Annotated in this window: 12 protein-coding genes, 1 tRNA gene and 1 pseudogene; 9 read left to right on the forward strand and 5 right to left on the reverse strand. The window is 65.3% G+C overall.

The window, feature by feature from the left end; all coding sequences use genetic code 11:
* Positions 1 to 382: transposase (locus V8324_RS11070; RefSeq protein ID WP_336419995.1), on the reverse strand; the 382-nt coding region annotated here is incomplete at its 3' end.
* A gap of 274 nt (positions 383 to 656) precedes the next feature.
* Between V8324_RS11070 and V8324_RS11075 the strand changes: the two genes are divergently transcribed.
* From V8324_RS11075 to V8324_RS11085, 3 genes and pseudogenes are all read left to right on the forward strand, one after another.
* Positions 657 to 730: transfer RNA gene (locus V8324_RS11075), tRNA-Arg, on the forward strand.
* A gap of 205 nt (positions 731 to 935) precedes the next feature.
* Positions 936 to 1,413: pseudogene (locus tag V8324_RS11080) on the forward strand (hypothetical protein); the annotation flags it as partial.
* A 37-nt stretch (positions 1,414 to 1,450) separates the two neighbouring features.
* Positions 1,451 to 2,080 (forward strand): IS630 family transposase, encoded by a 630-nt coding sequence (locus tag V8324_RS11085; protein ID WP_336420053.1) that lies wholly within the window; start codon positions 1,451 to 1,453, stop codon positions 2,078 to 2,080.
* Positions 2,081 to 2,408: 328 nt separating this feature from the next.
* On the opposite strand, the gene V8324_RS11090 is transcribed toward V8324_RS11085, so the two are convergent.
* Positions 2,409 to 4,613 (reverse strand): tetratricopeptide repeat protein, encoded by a 2,205-nt coding sequence (locus V8324_RS11090; RefSeq protein WP_336419996.1) that lies wholly within the window; start codon positions 4,611 to 4,613, stop codon positions 2,409 to 2,411.
* A 227-nt stretch (positions 4,614 to 4,840) separates the two neighbouring features.
* Here V8324_RS11090 and V8324_RS11095 point away from each other — a divergent pair, with 227 nt between their 5' ends.
* Positions 4,841 to 5,857 (forward strand): VPLPA-CTERM sorting domain-containing protein, encoded by a 1,017-nt coding sequence (locus V8324_RS11095; protein ID WP_336419997.1) that lies wholly within the window; start codon positions 4,841 to 4,843, stop codon positions 5,855 to 5,857.
* A 495-nt stretch (positions 5,858 to 6,352) separates the two neighbouring features.
* Here V8324_RS11095 and V8324_RS11100 read toward each other — a convergent pair whose 3' ends face one another.
* The 3 genes from V8324_RS11100 to V8324_RS11110 form a co-directional block, all read right to left on the reverse strand.
* Positions 6,353 to 7,603, reverse strand: a complete 1,251-nt coding sequence (locus V8324_RS11100) for an OpgC family protein (protein ID WP_336419998.1) — start codon at positions 7,601 to 7,603, stop codon at positions 6,353 to 6,355.
* 36 nt (positions 7,604 to 7,639) lie between these two features.
* Positions 7,640 to 9,016 carry a tetratricopeptide repeat protein gene (locus V8324_RS11105; protein WP_336419999.1) on the reverse strand — a complete coding sequence of 459 codons (1,377 nt, stop codon included), beginning with the start codon at positions 9,014 to 9,016 and terminating at the stop codon, positions 7,640 to 7,642.
* Between the two features lie 239 nt (positions 9,017 to 9,255).
* Positions 9,256 to 10,875 carry a thiamine pyrophosphate-binding protein gene (locus V8324_RS11110; protein ID WP_336420054.1) on the reverse strand — a complete coding sequence of 540 codons (1,620 nt, stop codon included), beginning with the start codon at positions 10,873 to 10,875 and terminating at the stop codon, positions 9,256 to 9,258.
* 218 nt (positions 10,876 to 11,093) lie between these two features.
* Between V8324_RS11110 and V8324_RS11115 the strand changes: the two genes are divergently transcribed.
* The 5 genes from V8324_RS11115 to hpf all read left to right on the forward strand — a co-directional run bounded on the left by V8324_RS11115 (position 11,094) and on the right by hpf (position 14,410).
* On the forward strand, positions 11,094 to 11,705 hold the full coding sequence (locus tag V8324_RS11115) for a ribonuclease D (protein WP_336420000.1): 612 nt from the start codon (positions 11,094 to 11,096) through the stop codon (positions 11,703 to 11,705).
* A 2-nt stretch (positions 11,706 to 11,707) separates the two neighbouring features.
* The gene (locus V8324_RS11120; protein ID WP_336420001.1) at positions 11,708 to 12,334 is read left to right on the forward strand and encodes a hypothetical protein; all 627 of its coding nucleotides are present in this window, start codon (positions 11,708 to 11,710) and stop codon (positions 12,332 to 12,334) included.
* A 5-nt stretch (positions 12,335 to 12,339) separates the two neighbouring features.
* Complete coding sequence (lptA, locus tag V8324_RS11125; protein WP_442970515.1) at positions 12,340 to 12,846, forward strand: lipopolysaccharide transport periplasmic protein LptA; 507 nt, start codon at positions 12,340 to 12,342, stop codon at positions 12,844 to 12,846.
* A complete protein-coding gene (gene lptB, locus V8324_RS11130; protein ID WP_336420002.1) occupies positions 12,843 to 13,607 on the forward strand; it encodes an LPS export ABC transporter ATP-binding protein in 765 nt (254 codons plus the stop codon). Before lptA ends, lptB begins: the two co-directional genes overlap by 4 nt.
* A 239-nt stretch (positions 13,608 to 13,846) precedes the next feature.
* Positions 13,847 to 14,410 carry a ribosome hibernation-promoting factor, HPF/YfiA family gene (gene hpf / locus V8324_RS11135; protein ID WP_336420003.1) on the forward strand — a complete coding sequence of 188 codons (564 nt, stop codon included), beginning with the start codon at positions 13,847 to 13,849 and terminating at the stop codon, positions 14,408 to 14,410.
* Positions 14,411 to 14,415: the final 5 nt, after the last annotated feature.

Raw genomic sequence — 14,415 nt, forward strand, 5'->3', positions numbered from 1 at the left:
TCTGAACAAAACCGGCGCAGGTCTTGCGGATCGCGGCACCGTTGTCGCGCCGGAAATCGGCAATCGTCTTGTGGTCCGGGATCAGCCGGCCCATCGCCCACATCACCTCGACGTTGCGCCCGGCCTCCCGCTCCAGCGCGCGGCTGGACGGGACGCGGTTCAGATACCCGTAAATGAAAAGCTGCAGAAGGACTGACGGGTGATATCCCGGCCGTCCCGTCCGCGCATGCGACGCACGTGCGAAACCAAGATCAGCCAGATCAAGCTCGTCCACGAACAGATCAACAACCCTGACAAGACTGTCCCCGTCAATCCAGTCTTGCACACGGTCCGGAAACAGCGTGACCTGATCCCGATCCACCCCTTCAATGAAACCCGACATGGAATGCCCCCGCTATCGCAGAAAGCCTACCACATCTTGGTGTTTTTACACAGCCTCGGCACATTCGAGACATTCCGCCGGAGCGCGGCATCGCTGCGGCGTTATGATAACAACGGACGGCACGCTGGCACTCGCGGTCGGCAGCTCAAACGATGATTGATGGCTGCGAGCTTGGCGTCTTGCCAGTAACCCTCGCTTCTCCCCTGCCAGAAGGACTTTTCCTTCTGTTTTTAACTTCCAAGCCCCATGTCTTGATGGTACCAAAAACGCTCGTGGCCCGGTAGCTCAGCTGGATAGAGCAGTAGCCTTCTAAGCTTCTGGTCGGGGGTTCAAGTCCTCCCCGGGTCGCAATTGTAAGTATATGTATCAGATACTTGGGTGCAGCGGCCCACGATGTTCCTGAGACGGAATCGGCCCAGAACGCCCCCAGCCCTTCCGGCTTATGTGGTTCACCTTGACACTGGCGGCAGCTTGCAATGAATCTGAGGCTGACAAAAGGTCGGGTGTATCCAAGGGACTTGATATCGTTCCGTTAGCGTCGTGACCCCGCCCATTCTGTGTAACTTCTTCGCGTGTCCGAGAGAAGAAACGCCGGAGCCGCGAGGGGTTCCGTGCCGCTGTCGCATGCGCCGGGTCACGCCCGGGTGGATTTCGGCGAGGCACTCGGCGTGATCACTCGCCATTGTGCTCGAACCACTGGCGCAAAATGGCTCGGCGTCGAATGCAAGCTGCACTATGTCGCGATGGTCGCAATTGGGAGCGCCCTTGGTCCGGGCGACAATGGCGACGCCGCACTCGGATGCGTTTTTCATCAAGGCCTACCCTGCCGAGACGACAGAAGCGAAGCGTTCCGTGACGGCCACAACTCCGCGTTTGCCTTCTTCGGCGGCGTGCCCCAGTCGATTTTGTACGACAACACCACGATCGCGGTGGCGAAGATCTGCGGCGACGGCAAACGTGAGCGGACCCGAACCTTTGCCGAGTTGCAGTCGCATTGCCTGTTCGAAGACCGGTTCGGCCGTCCGGGCAAAGCCCCACGATATCGGTGACCCGCCGGACCGGGCCGTGGTGCTCTGCGTCACGCTAGGGGCATGCGTCCAGGATGACGCGAAATCCCGGATCCAGGCGCTGGATCGTACCCAGCCGGGCTTGCCGCTAAGGAAAGGGCGCGCGGCCACGTCGTGTCGGAGACACGCTTCCAGCGTGATGATGACCCATGATTACAAGCGCAACGGCACGGCCACACTGTTCGCGGTGCTCGACGTGAAATCGGGCATGGTCATCGGCGATTGCATGTCGCGCCCCCGAGCCGAGAAGTTCCTGATATTCCTGCGCAATATCGACAAGGCCGTGCCCGCGCGTCGCGATGTGCATCTGTTGCCCGATAACTACGCCGCCCACAACACGCCCGAGGTGAAGGCCTGGCTGGACAAGCACCCGCGCTTCAGGATGCACTTCACGCCCACCAGCGCCTCGTGGCTGAACCTTGTGGAGCGCGTATTTGCCGAGATCACGTCCAGGCGCATCCGACGCGGCGGCTGTTCCAGCGTCGGCTATCTGGAAGTCGCGATCCACGACTACCTCGCCCGGCGCGACGAGAAGCCCAAACCCTTCGAGTGGACCAAGAGCGCAGAAGACATCCTCGACCGACAGCGCCGCGCACTCGACGCACTAGATGAAATCCGTGGAAACAGGTAGCAAGTGTCAGACCCGGATCACTAGCGGCGCGTGTCCGTCATCTGCGTCGCCACCCGGGCGATTATCCCGGTCGCGTCGAGCGCTTCTCGCAGAAGCACTGCGCGAGGATCGCCGGTCAGGCGCTCGGCCCAAGTCTCGATCCAAAGATAGGGATTGAACCCGGCGGTGACGTTTCACCGATGCATGCGCCCGAAGCTGCTGGCGGATTGCGGTGTGCCAGCTTGAGACGACGGCGCTTTCAGGCGCATGCAACTTTCCGCGATCGATCCGGACGAAGAAACCGGGGCGAACCAACCCTGTCGGCAAAAAGTAGCCGTTCTTCGCGCGTTCATGGGCTTTGCCTTGTACCGCGCATGGCGTCAGCGTCTTTGAAGTCGGGGTCGAGACCCGCTGCCCGCTGCAATTCAGCGCGGCCTTCTTCCAGCGCCCCTCGCTCCACCAGGATGCGCCCCATACGATAGGCCGTTCGCGCCTCGTGTGGTTCGGTCTCTACCAGCGCGCGGTAGACGGCCTCGGCCTCATCGAAATCGCCGTTGTGGAAGAACGCCCAGCCCAAGGTATGGCGAACCTGTGCCACGTCAGGCGCGAGCTCCGCGGCCTGCGCTGCAAGGGTGACGGCCCGTCCGGGCGCATCCGTCATGAGAAGCGCGGCGAGGTTGTTGAGCGCGAGCCAATGCGTTGGATGCAGCGCCACCGCGCGTTCATATGCATCGACAGCGGTTGTCGTGTCGCCTTCGGCCTCGGCAATCCGCGCAAGCCAGACAAGGTCCTGCGGCACGGGACGTTCGGCGGCAGCCAGACGTTCGGCGCGGCGGCGCGCATCGGTCATATTGCCAGTCCGATAGGCAATCATCATCGCGCCGCGTTCGAGATCAGGACGTCCCGGTTCCAGGGCCAGTGCCTGAGTGAACGCGGCGGACCCCAGGTCATAAAGCTTCAAGGCGCCGTAGAGCCGCCCGAGCCGGGCAAGGGGGGCGACGGCATCTGGATAGGTCTCTTGCGCCGCTTCGAGGACATCCCGCGCGCGATCGAACTCTCTCGCCTCCAGGAGCTGATCGGCGATCGCGATGGCCGGGCCGGATGTCGGCGCCCCGTCTAGCGCCGCTCGGACCGCCGAGAAATCATCCTGCATGAGCGCTGAGCGCGCGCGCAGCAGGCGGACGGGGTCACTGTCCGGGGCAAGTCCGGCAAGGGCGTCGGAAATTTGCTCGGGACGGCCGGCCGCTAACAGCGCTCGGGCCAGCCGCAGCTTTGCATCGCCAGCCTGGCCGCCGTCGCCCGCTGCGGCGACAGCGTCGCGGAAGTGGCGCACGCTGCCCTCGGCATCTCCGGCAGCGTGCGCAAGCTCGCCAAGGCGCATATGCACGCTCGGGTCGTCTGGATCCAGGTCACGCGCCGCGGTCAGGGCCGCGCGCGCTGCGCCAAGTTCAGCGCGACGTTGCTCCGCGGTGGCCAGAGCCAGAAGGGCACGCATCGGGCTGTCGCTCTGCGCCGCCGCCCGCGCAAGCGTCTCGGCTGCGTCGTCATACGCGTCGGCCACGATCTGCATGCGTCCCAGCATGAGCAGCGCCTCGGCATCGTTCGGGTGCGCCGATGCAAACTCCGACAAAAGCGCCAGCGCAGCCTCGACATCGCCGGCAATCGCGATCGCCTGGGCCAATTCCACGCGCGGGTCCAGCCTGCCATCTGCCGCGGGTTCGAGCGTGGATATGGCATCGACCAGCGCGGCGCGCGCGCCTTCCGCATTGCCGGCTGCGGCGTGCGCGTTGGCCAGCCCTTGATGCGCCCGCCAATTGCCCGGATCCTGTCCGATGGCGCGCGCATAAGCGGCACGTGCTTGCTGGATATCTCCGAGCGTCAGCAGGATATCCCCCTGGATGATATAAGGTTCCGCGTTGAATGAATAGAGATCACCGGCTTCGCCAAGCGCCTCGATCGCGCCGCTCGCATCGCCCAGATTGGCAAGGGTCAGCCCCAGCAGATGCCATCCTTCGGCCGAAAGGGGATCTCGCGTGATGGCCTCCCGCGCCAGCCTTTCAGCCGTTTTGAGATCGTCGGAAAGCAGCGCCTGCCGGCCAGCTTGCAAGGTTTCGCCAAGAACGGATCCGGGTCCGGGATCGAACGGGCCTTTCAGCGTGTCGGTCGGCGGCGCGGGCGTGAACAATTCCTGAAGATCTAGGGTGGTCGCGCCGCTCGCGGTCGGCCAACCGGTCGACAGAGCAAGGGTGAGATACAGGAGAACGAAACGGCCGGGGAGGTGGGTCATTGCCTTGGCTCCGCACTTTCGAAGAACAAGCCCTTGATACCGGCGACCGTACTCCGTGTCCAGAAAATCGCTTTTCATTAGGGGTGATTCGTCGATCTCACGGATCATGTATCGAAGCGACGTTGAAGTGAGTTTTACTATTTTAGAAACAATAGTATTCAAAAATAAAAAAAGATAATTTTTATGAAACAGTCTTATTGTTTCTTTGGAAATGGTTAATATCGTGGTATCAAAGACTCGCTTGTATGAAATCCGGGGGCTGAACATTCGCTGAGGCGGTGCAAGAAATACTTATAAATCATCGCGGTGAATGTCGACGGAGTTGTCGAGCGATATTTGAAATAACTCCAAGAGGGAACACACCGATGCTCCGAACGTCTACATATCTCATCACGACCGCAGCAGTCGCTTTTGCTTTCGGCGGAACGGCCTATGCCGACTCGATCGATCCCACCACGTTCTCGGCAGACCTGGATGTCGGTGAAAGCGTCACGTTGCGCAAGACCGTCACGGTTGATGAGACCGGTCCGACCGATGCCACGCTCGATACCTTCTTCCTGATCGACACATCCGGATCGATGGGAGGGGTCATTGGTGCGGCAAAGCTTGCTGCCGATGACATCTTTACCGAGTTGAGGACAACGTTCGGCTCCGATGTGGCGGGCGGTGTCGGCGCGTATTCTGAAAACGCGGGCCTGCCCGGGGACACATGCGTTGGCTTCTGTGTCGGTGGCACCATCACCCCGCCGGGATCGGTTCTCAACCGGGATATCACAACGGTCGAGTCCGATGTGACGAATGCGATCGGTGACATCACCCTCAGCAACCCGGATGGGGGTGGGGATTTCCCTGAAAACGCAATCGATGCGATCAAGCTTGTTTCGGATAACGCGTCCTGGCGGACAGGATCCAACCGGTTCCTTTTCACCTTCTCCGATGCCAGCGTGAAGGGCCTCGACTTCACATCCACGGACGCGATCAGCGCGCTTCAGGCCGAGAGCATCAATCTTGTCGCGCTAAGTTTCTCCGGTGCGTCCCATAGTGGCAGCATGGCGTCGACATTCGGAAGCGACGTCGACCTGACGACCTTTCTGTCGGGGACGAGTGCTGCAGATATCGTGGCGGATATCTCTGCCGGGATCTCGGCCGGCTTCGAGGAATACAGCACCGTGACGGTCGGCGACCTTGGCGGCGGTGATCCAGAGATCGGCGTGTCGGTGACCTGTGTTTCAGCAGATATCGGCATCTGCATCGGTGCCGATGCCGAGGGTGAATATGATCGCTCGGAAACACGGAACTTCGAGTTCGACGTGACCTTCACGCGAAACGCCGACGGGGACACGGTCTTCCCGACATTCGCGCTGCTCGACGGTGGCATCGTCGCGCGTGAGATCGACACCTTCGACTCGACGACGGCACCGATCCCGCTTCCGGCTGCGGGCTGGATGATGGTCGCCGGCCTCGGCGCACTTGGCGCGCTGCGCCGCCGCCGCCGCGCGGCCAAAGCCTGACCGGGTAGGGCATACGCCCTTTCATACCCGAACGCCCTGAAGGGCCTCGGACTGGTGCCGGGGCCCGTCAGGTCGCTTTGCAGGATCCGCACCGCAACGGGTTCACATTTCGAGCTCATGTCGTCCTGCGCGCTCTCCGCGCAAGCGATCTCCGCGCCGCCTTGGCACCACGGGCCGGTCCGGCGACAGCGCTTCGCGGAGAAACCCGGTCTCTCTGCCGATCCGGATCGACAAGGAGATGGCCTGGCCCGCTCCAAGCGATGACCGCTGCGGGCGACCGCCGGTCACCTCCGACAATACCGTTCAGTTCCGCATGTCGATGGCGGCTTGTCAGGCGTGCCAAGGTCTCAGACGCCGGCGCAGAAGCATCTCTGCCCGGTGCTCAGAGATCGAGCACGATGTCCTGCGTGAGGGGGAGGACGTCGCTGTCCATGGCTGGCAGGGCGGCAAACGGGCCACGCCCTCGGATGACCGCATCGGCGGGGGCGGGGCGGGTTATCTCGGGGCGCCGCGCCAGGGCTGCGACTTGAACCACGCCACGCTGTAGGCCACCACGATCAGTGCGGTGAAGCCTACGAGGTTCGCCAGCGTCATGGTCCATGTCGTGCGCCCGACTTGGTCCATCACGAAGCCCGAAAACCGCGCGAAGACCATGGAAAAGACGAACACCGCCAGCGATTGCTGCCCGACCTTCAGAATCATCGCCAGCAACGTCTCCCAGGCCCGCACCAGCACGCCCGTGCCGACGGCCCGCAGCCGCGCGCCGCCGTCGCCCGCCGCGACCCAGCACAGGTAGGCCAGCGCCAGGAAATGCACGTAGCGCAGGATTCCGAAATCGGACTTGAAGAAAAGACCCCGGTTGGCGATCCGCCACTCGATGACGGCCTCGCGGATACCGGGGGCGTAGGGGCCGAAAATCTCGCGCATGCCGATATGCGACAGCGGGATCATGGCGATCACGATGACGGCGGAGACGACGACCAGCGCGGTGTTGACGGGCGGTTTCGGCAGCCAGCCGCGCATGAACGCGAAGCCGGTGAAGAAGATCAGTTGCCAGCCGAACGGGTTGAAGAACCACTCACGGTCCGACCAAGGCTCTGCGGGGAAGGCGAGATGCAGCGCGCCGAGGCCGAATTGTTCCAGCAGCGCGCCCTGCGCGAAGATCCAGATCAGCCCGACCGCCCCGGCGACGGCCCACAGGCCGAGGCGGCTCAGCGCCATCATCAGCGGCATCATCGCGAGGATCACCAGGTACATCGGCAGGATGTCGAAGTAGTTGGGCACGTAGGTCAGCGTGAACAGCCCCACCAGAAGCGGGCCGGGATCCTCGAAGAACTTCCACAGGTTCAGCGTGCCGATATAGGTGGTCTCGAAGGTGCCGAACTGGTCGAACGCCGACAGCATCGCGGCGATCACGAAGAACATGCCGAGATGCGCCCAGTAGACCTGCCAGACGCGGAACGCCACGCGCCCGGTGCCGATCCGCCACCCGGCGCGGTCGAAGCTGCGGCCAAAGGCGATGGCCGAGGCCATGCCCGAGCAGAAGACGAAGATCTCGGTTGCATCGGAAAACCCGAAACGCGCCGGGATCCAGCTGGTAAAGAAATTGTCCGGCGTATGCGCGCAGAGGATGATGAACATCGCCAGCCCGCGAAAGAAATCCAGCCGGATATCGCGGGTCGTGGCGGCGGCCGCCGCCGGCGCGCCGCGGCCTTGGGTGATGGCGGGATCGGCGGCACTTGTCATCGCGGCGCGCACTCCTTCTGGCGGCGGTCGCCGGGGTTACTCGGCAGGCAGGCTTTGCGCCGTCTTCCAGTTCCCGCGCGAGGACGAGATGAGATCCAGCCGCGTCGCGGCGAAGGTGTCGAGGGTGCCGGCGCGCTGATGCGAGCGCTCGCGCAGCATCGTCTCGGCCTCGTCGAGGAAGCCCGAGCGGATGCCCGCATCGATGGTCAGCCGCTCGAACACGTCGCGCTGCGCGTGGCTGCCGCCGATGCTCTGCATCGACCGCCGCGCCTGCGCGAGGTTGAGATACGCACCGCGGTAGTCGCCCGCGCCGAACGCCTCGAGCCCGGTCGCCGCCGCGAGACCCGGATGCGCCATGCGCGCCGTCATCTCGTCCGCGTCGCCGCGTTTGGCGTCGCGATGCAACCGCGAGATCATGCGCCCGACCGCCGCATTGCGGTCGCCGCCGATCAGCGCCAGCAGGTAGTGCAGATCGGCGAAGATCAGGCAGGCATCTTCGGTGCGCCGTTCGGCGATATCGGCCAGTTCCTCCCATCGTTGGCCCACGTCGAAGCCCTCCAGTTCCAGGCGCATCAGCAGCGAAGTGGCGTTCGAGATGTCGCGGAAATCATCGGTGTGATCGCGGCGGATCTCGGTGTCGTAAAGGTCGAACACTGCGCCTATCTGGCGCTGGTCGAGATGCATCAGCGCCTTGTGCCACCAGACATGGTAGCGGAAGTTGTTGCAATGCGCCCAGGCCGCTTCGCGCCCCTCCAGCCAGTCGAGGCCACCGCGCGAATCGGCCGTCATGTCATAGACATGCGCCACCGCGTGCAGGCCCCACGCGTCGTCGCCGGCGAGGCTGAGCGCTAGGCGCCCCGCGGTCTCGGCGCGGCCGTACTCGCCGGTTTCCTCCAGCGCGAAGGCGTGACAGCCCAGCAGGTAGCCGCGCGCCGGGTTCTGAGCGTCATAGGCGGGCAACAGCGCCTCGACCGAGGACCGCATGCCGTGCCGGTCGCCCAGGATGAAGCGCGTGGCGTGGCCGATCTTCATCGCCAGCGCGTCCTCGGGCCAGCGCGCAAGGATCTCTTCCAGCGCACGCACGCACTCCGACGGCCGCCCGTCCAGCCACGCGCCAAGCGCGCGGACATAGCCCATCTCGCGCGGCAGGGGCGCGCCCTGCCTGGCCGCGACGCTGGCCGTCTGGTAGGCCTCGCGCGCGGTTTCGGTCATCTCGGCGCGGCCCAGCATCAGGCAGAAGAGGCCCTTCACGGCATGGGCCATGGCAAACTCCGGCGCCTCGCGCAGGACCGCGCTTAGGTGGTCGGGCACGCTGGCCCCGTGGGCAAGAAAGCCAAGCACCATGCGGTCCCACGCCGCGGCAGCCGCGGGCGAGGACACCGAAATCTCGTACCCGAATTGGTCGTTGCGCATGGCCTTGATATCCTCTTGCCGGTCTGACCCCGATATGGGTGCTGCTGCTTTATCACACCAGCCAAGATCCGGGGGCGCCGATCACCAACAGTTTATCGGCACATTAGCGAATGTGAGGGCCGGGCGGCAGGGCCCGTCGCTCGCATCGACGCCCCGATCGGCGCAAACCTGCCCAAATGGTCAATATTGCCCATGGTTGCGGCACGCGTCCCGCGTCGCGGCCCTTCATGGGCATCGCCTCAGATACGGGCGTCGTAGGAGCCGCGGTCGATGTCCGCCGCGATCACGGTAAAGGTGTCGGCGGCCTGCGCGGCGGTGAGCGCCGCGCGCAGCTCGGCGCGGTTGGTCACGCGCACGCCGTGCCCGCCGAAAGCGCGCCCGATGGCGGCGAAATCGTGACGGGCGAAATCGACGCCAAGATTGGTCATCTGGCGTTCGCGCTGCTTCTTCTCGATCAGCGCGAGGCTGGCATCGACGAAGACCACGAAGATCACCGGCAGGCCAAGTTCGGCCAGCGTCGAAAGCTCGCCCACCACCATCAGGAAACCGGCATCGCCGGAAAAGCAGGCGACGGTCGCGCCGGGGGTGGCAAGCTTGGCGCCGATCGCCAGCGGCACGGCGCAGCCCATCGTGCAAAGCGCGGTGGATTGCAGCAGGGTACGGGCTGCGTGGGTGGTCCACATCTGCGACAGCAGGATCCGGTGCGCGCCGCTGTCGACGGTGGCGATGGTGTCCGCGGGCAGCACCGCGCGCGCCTCGGCGATCACGCCGGCCGCGCCCCAGTCATCGCTCGGTGGAAAGGCCCGCGCCAACGCCGCGCGCGCGGCGTCGATCTCGCCTGCTGTCCACGTGTCGCGCGGTGCGGCACCCTCGGCAATGGCCGCCAGCGCGGGGCCGCAGGGGCCGACGATGTTCAGCGTCGCCTGGTGCATGTACTGGTGATTGGGCACGGCGGCGATGTCGATGACGTTCACAGCCGCGGGATCCCAGATCTCGCGCCATCCGGGGCGCATCTCTATGGGGTCGTAGCCGACGCAGAGCACCAGGTCGGCTTGGCTCACGAAGGGCACGAGGATGCCGTCGGCCAGCGGCGACAGCCCCGCCCCGCCAAGCGCCAGCGCATGCGTTTCTGGCAGGATCCCCTTGGCCTTGTAGGTGGTGATGACGGGGATGCCGAACCGCTCGGCCACGTTGCGGATCGTGGCGCCCGCACCCTCGTTCACCGCATCGAGACCGACGATCATCACCGGGCGCACAGCATTATCCAGCCAGCCCCGCGCGCGGCCGAGCGTGGCCGTGTCAGGCACCATGGGGGACGCCTCGGGGCGGCGGCGCAGGCGGGGCAGGGTGACGGGCGTGTCGGCGACCGAAATCGGCACGTCGATATGCACCGGGCCGGGGCGGCCTTCGGTGGCGAAGCCCACGGCCTTGTCGGCGATGATGTCGCAGCCTTCGGCGGTCAGCCGGAATGTCGCCTTGGTGATCGGCGCAAGCACCGCCTCGTGATCGAGGATCTGGTGGGTGTAGGTCAGCGCCTCGTCGGCCTCGACGCAGCCCGAAAGCACGATCAGCGGTACGCGGTCCTGATGCGCGTTGGCGATGGCGTTGACGCCGTTCAGCACCCCCGGCCCCAGCGTGGCGATGAGGATGCCGGGCGCACCGGTGCGGTGCCACACGCCCTCGGCCATGAAGGCGGCGGCGTTCTCGTGGCGGGTCAGCGTCACCGCGATGCCGGCGCGGGACAGCGCGTCCATCACCGTCAGGACCTCGCCGCCGGGCATCCCGAAGGCGTGCCGGCAGCCGGCCTCGAACAGCCGCCGCGCAAGGTGATCGGCGGCGCGGATCCCGGTCTGGGTCAGTGGCGATTTCACCGGCAAGGTCTCCTGTCACACGTCACCTTCGGTTTGTGGCCGAGGCGCGCGGCCTGCGCAAGCGGCTTTGCCGGCCGTTAACGCGCCCGCGCGGCATGTAACGCGCCCGCGCGGCATGGGCTGGATTTCCCGCGCGGCACGGAATAGATCGGGTCACGTCCCGTGCAGGACAGACCGGCGACCGGCGGCCGAGGAAAGGATACCCGATGACCAACACGCTCTATCAGACCGATCTGCCCGATGGGCTGGATCTCGGCCCCGTCGTCGCCATCGATTGCGAGACCATGGGCCTCAACCCGCATCGCGACCGGCTCTGCGTGGTGCAGCTTTCGGGCGGCGACGGCCATGCGCATCTCGTGCAGATCGGCAAGGGCCAGACCCGCGCGCCCAACCTCGAACGGCTGCTGACCGACGGCTCGGTGCTCAAGGTTTTTCATTTCGGCCGCTTCGACATCGCAGCGATGTACAATGCCTTCGGCGCGCTCGCAGCCCCGGTCTACTGCACCAAGATCGCCAGCAAGCTGATCCGCACCTACACCGACCGGCACGGGCTGAAATACCTGCTGAGCGAACTGGTGGGCGTCGATGTCTCCAAGCAGCAGCAGACCTCGGACTGGGGCGCCGAGGCGCTCAGCCCGGCGCAGATCGAGTACGCGGCGTCGGACGTGCTTTACCTGCACCGGCTGCGCGAGGCGCTCGACGCGCGGCTGCTGCGCGAGGGGCGCATGGACATGGCGCAGGCCTGTTTCGAGTTCCTGCCGACGCGCGCGCGGCTCGATCTGGCGGGCTGGCCCGAGATCGACATCTTCGCGCATTGAGCATGGCGGGCGCGGACAACATCCATTCGCGGGTGGTGGCGGGGATGAAGGTCCTGCTGCCGCTGGTCGCGCTGGGGCTGTTGTCCACGCTTTTCCTGATCTCGAACACCGTCGATCCGTCGCAAAGCGTGTCGACCTCGGACATCGACCTGGAAAAGCGCGCGCGCGAGCTGGGCGCGACCAATCCCAGCTTTGCCGGCGTCACCCGGCAGGGCGACGAGATCCGCTTCGACGCGCGGATCGTGCGGCCCGATCCCGACACGCCCAAACGGCTGACCGCCGACCGGGTCGAGGCGCAGTTCCGGCTGGACGCGGGCACGCGGGTCGACGTGACCGCCCGCGCGGCCGAGTTCGACCAGGACGCGCTGACAGCCCAGCTGCATGGCGATGTGCGGATGACCACCTCGACCGGCTACGTGATCGAGACCGCGCGGCTGATCTCGCGGCTCGACGCGCTGCACGTGCTCAGCCCCGGGACGGTGACCGCGACCGGCCCGCTGGGCGAGCTGACGGCGGGGCGGATGCTGTTGCACAACGCCGCGCGGGACGCGGTCGGCGACGGCGCGGCGGAATTGCTTTTCAGCGCCGGGGTGAAGCTGGTATATCGACCGAAGGCTGTGGGGGATTGAGTTTCGTGGTGATAGTCAGGGTGTTCGTGGCCGGTCTGGTGCTGGCCTGTCTGCCGCTGGACGTGGCGGCACAGGAGGGGCAGGGCGCGCAGGTGGGCTTCGGCCCCACCGCGCAGGACCGCGACCAGCCGGTCGAGGTCACGTCCGACAGCCTCAATGTCGACCAGACCGACAACACCGCGGTGTTCGAGGGCGACGTCGTGATCTCGCAAGGTGCCATGCGGCTGTCGGCGCCGCGGGTGCTGGTCGTCTACCTTCCCGATCGCAGCGGCATCCGCCGCCTCGAGGCGACCGGTGGCGTGACCCTTGTCAGCGGCGACGACGCGGCCGAGGCGGCGCGCGCCGATTACGACATCACCACCGGGATGATCGAGCTGCGCGGCGACGTGCTGCTGGTGCAGGGCAGCAACGCCATCACCGGCGACACCATGCTGGTCGACACACAGGCCGGCACGGCGCGCGTGACCGGCCGCGTGCGCACGGTGCTGCAACCCGGCGGCGATGATCGATGACGCAGACCGACACGGCGGATGCGGCCGATGCCGGCGCGTCCGGCCTGCGGGTCGCGCATCTGCGCAAGAGCTACAAGAAACACGTGGTCATCCGCGACGTTTCGCTGTCGCTGGCGCGCGGCGAGGTGGTGGCATTGCTGGGGCCCAACGGGTCCGGCAAGACGACGACCTTCTACGCCATCGCCGGGCTGATTCACCCCGAGGGCGGGCAGATCTACATCGACGACCGCGAGGTCAGCGCCCTGCCGATGTATCGCCGCGCCCGTCTGGGCATCGGCTACCTGCCGCAGGAGATGTCGATCTTTCGCGGGCTTTCGGTCGAGGACAACATCAAGGCGATCCTCGACATCACGGAAACCGGGCGCAAGCGCCGGCGCGAACGGCTCGAACAGCTGCTGTCGGAATTCTCGATCGAACATCTCCGCCGTGCGCCCGCGATGGCGCTGTCGGGCGGCGAGCGGCGGCGCGTCGAGATCGCGCGCTGCCTGGCGGCCAATCCCCGATACCTGCTTCTGGACGAGCCCTTTGCCGGGGTCGATCCGATTTCCGTCATGGATATCAGGCACCTGGTCGCCGATCTGAAGAAACGCGGCATCGGTGTGCTGATCACCGATCACAACGTGCGCGAGACGCTCGAGATCGTGGACCGCGCCTATATCCTGCATGACGGGACGGTTCTGATGTCGGGCAGCCCGCGCGACGTGGTCGAGAACGAGGCGGTGCGCCGCGTCTACCTGGGCGACAGTTTCCGGATTTCGTGACCGCCCGCGACCGATGCCGGCGGAGGCCGGTGTCGCAAACCGGATTGACAAAACCGCGCGAACGCGCGTCAATCATGCCATGATACCCGGCGCCGCGCGCTGTCGTTGGACGGCTCGGCTCAACCATGGGGTGTATTGCGGCGCCGCGAAATCGTGTCATATGTCAGCGTCCGGGGGTCGATCCGTATGTCGGCCCGCGGGTCGCGCGGACCCTTGGTCTGTCAATAGAAGGAGACGAGATGCGTTATCAAATCAGCGGAAAGCAGATCGACATCGGCGAGGCCCTCCAGACGCATGTCCGCGAGGAGCTGGGCAACGTCATCGCGAAATACGCCGAACGCCCGACCGATGCCAATGTCGTGTTTTCGAAAAGCGCCAGCGAATACACTTGCGAGGCGATTGTGCATCTCTCCACCGGGCTGACGGCGCAGGCCAGCGCCAGATCGCACGAGATCTACGCCGCCTTCGACGGCTGCTGTGAAAAGATGGAAAAACAGCTGCGCCGTTACAAACGCCGTCTCAAGGACCATCACCGCGATCGGTCAGAGCCGGTTGAACTCTTCGGAGCATCCTCCTATATCCTCGCCGCCAACGGTACGGAGACGGAATCGGAACCCGACAGCCTGCAGCCGATCATCGTGGCCGAGATGGAGACGAAGGTGCCGTCGCTTTCGGTCGGCGAGGCGGTGATGCAGATGGAACTGGCGGGCGCCCCGCTTCTGGTTTTCCGCAAGGAAGGCAAGGAAACGGTCAATGTCGTGTATCGCCGCGAAGACGGCAATATCGGCTGGATTGATCCGTGATGGAC

Source organism: Roseovarius sp. D22-M7, from assembly GCF_037083785.1.
Classification (GTDB): domain Bacteria; phylum Pseudomonadota; class Alphaproteobacteria; order Rhodobacterales; family Rhodobacteraceae; genus Roseovarius.

What these genes read in the sequence shown, in the direction of transcription:
- V8324_RS11120 (WP_336420001.1), top strand. Translation starts at nt 11,708, where the DNA reads ATGGCGGGCGCGGACAACATCCATTCGCGGGTGGTGGCGGGGATGAAG.
- V8324_RS11090 (WP_336419996.1), bottom strand. Translation starts at nt 4,613, where the DNA reads ATGTTCAGCCCCCGGATTTCATACAAGCGAGTCTTTGATACCACGATA.
- lptB (WP_336420002.1), top strand. Translation starts at nt 12,843, where the DNA reads ATGACGCAGACCGACACGGCGGATGCGGCCGATGCCGGCGCGTCCGGC.
- V8324_RS11100 (WP_336419998.1), bottom strand. Translation starts at nt 7,603, where the DNA reads ATGACAAGTGCCGCCGATCCCGCCATCACCCAAGGCCGCGGCGCGCCG.
- hpf (WP_336420003.1), top strand. Translation starts at nt 13,847, where the DNA reads ATGCGTTATCAAATCAGCGGAAAGCAGATCGACATCGGCGAGGCCCTC.
- V8324_RS11105 (WP_336419999.1), bottom strand. Translation starts at nt 9,016, where the DNA reads ATGCGCAACGACCAATTCGGGTACGAGATTTCGGTGTCCTCGCCCGCG.
- V8324_RS11115 (WP_336420000.1), top strand. Translation starts at nt 11,094, where the DNA reads ATGACCAACACGCTCTATCAGACCGATCTGCCCGATGGGCTGGATCTC.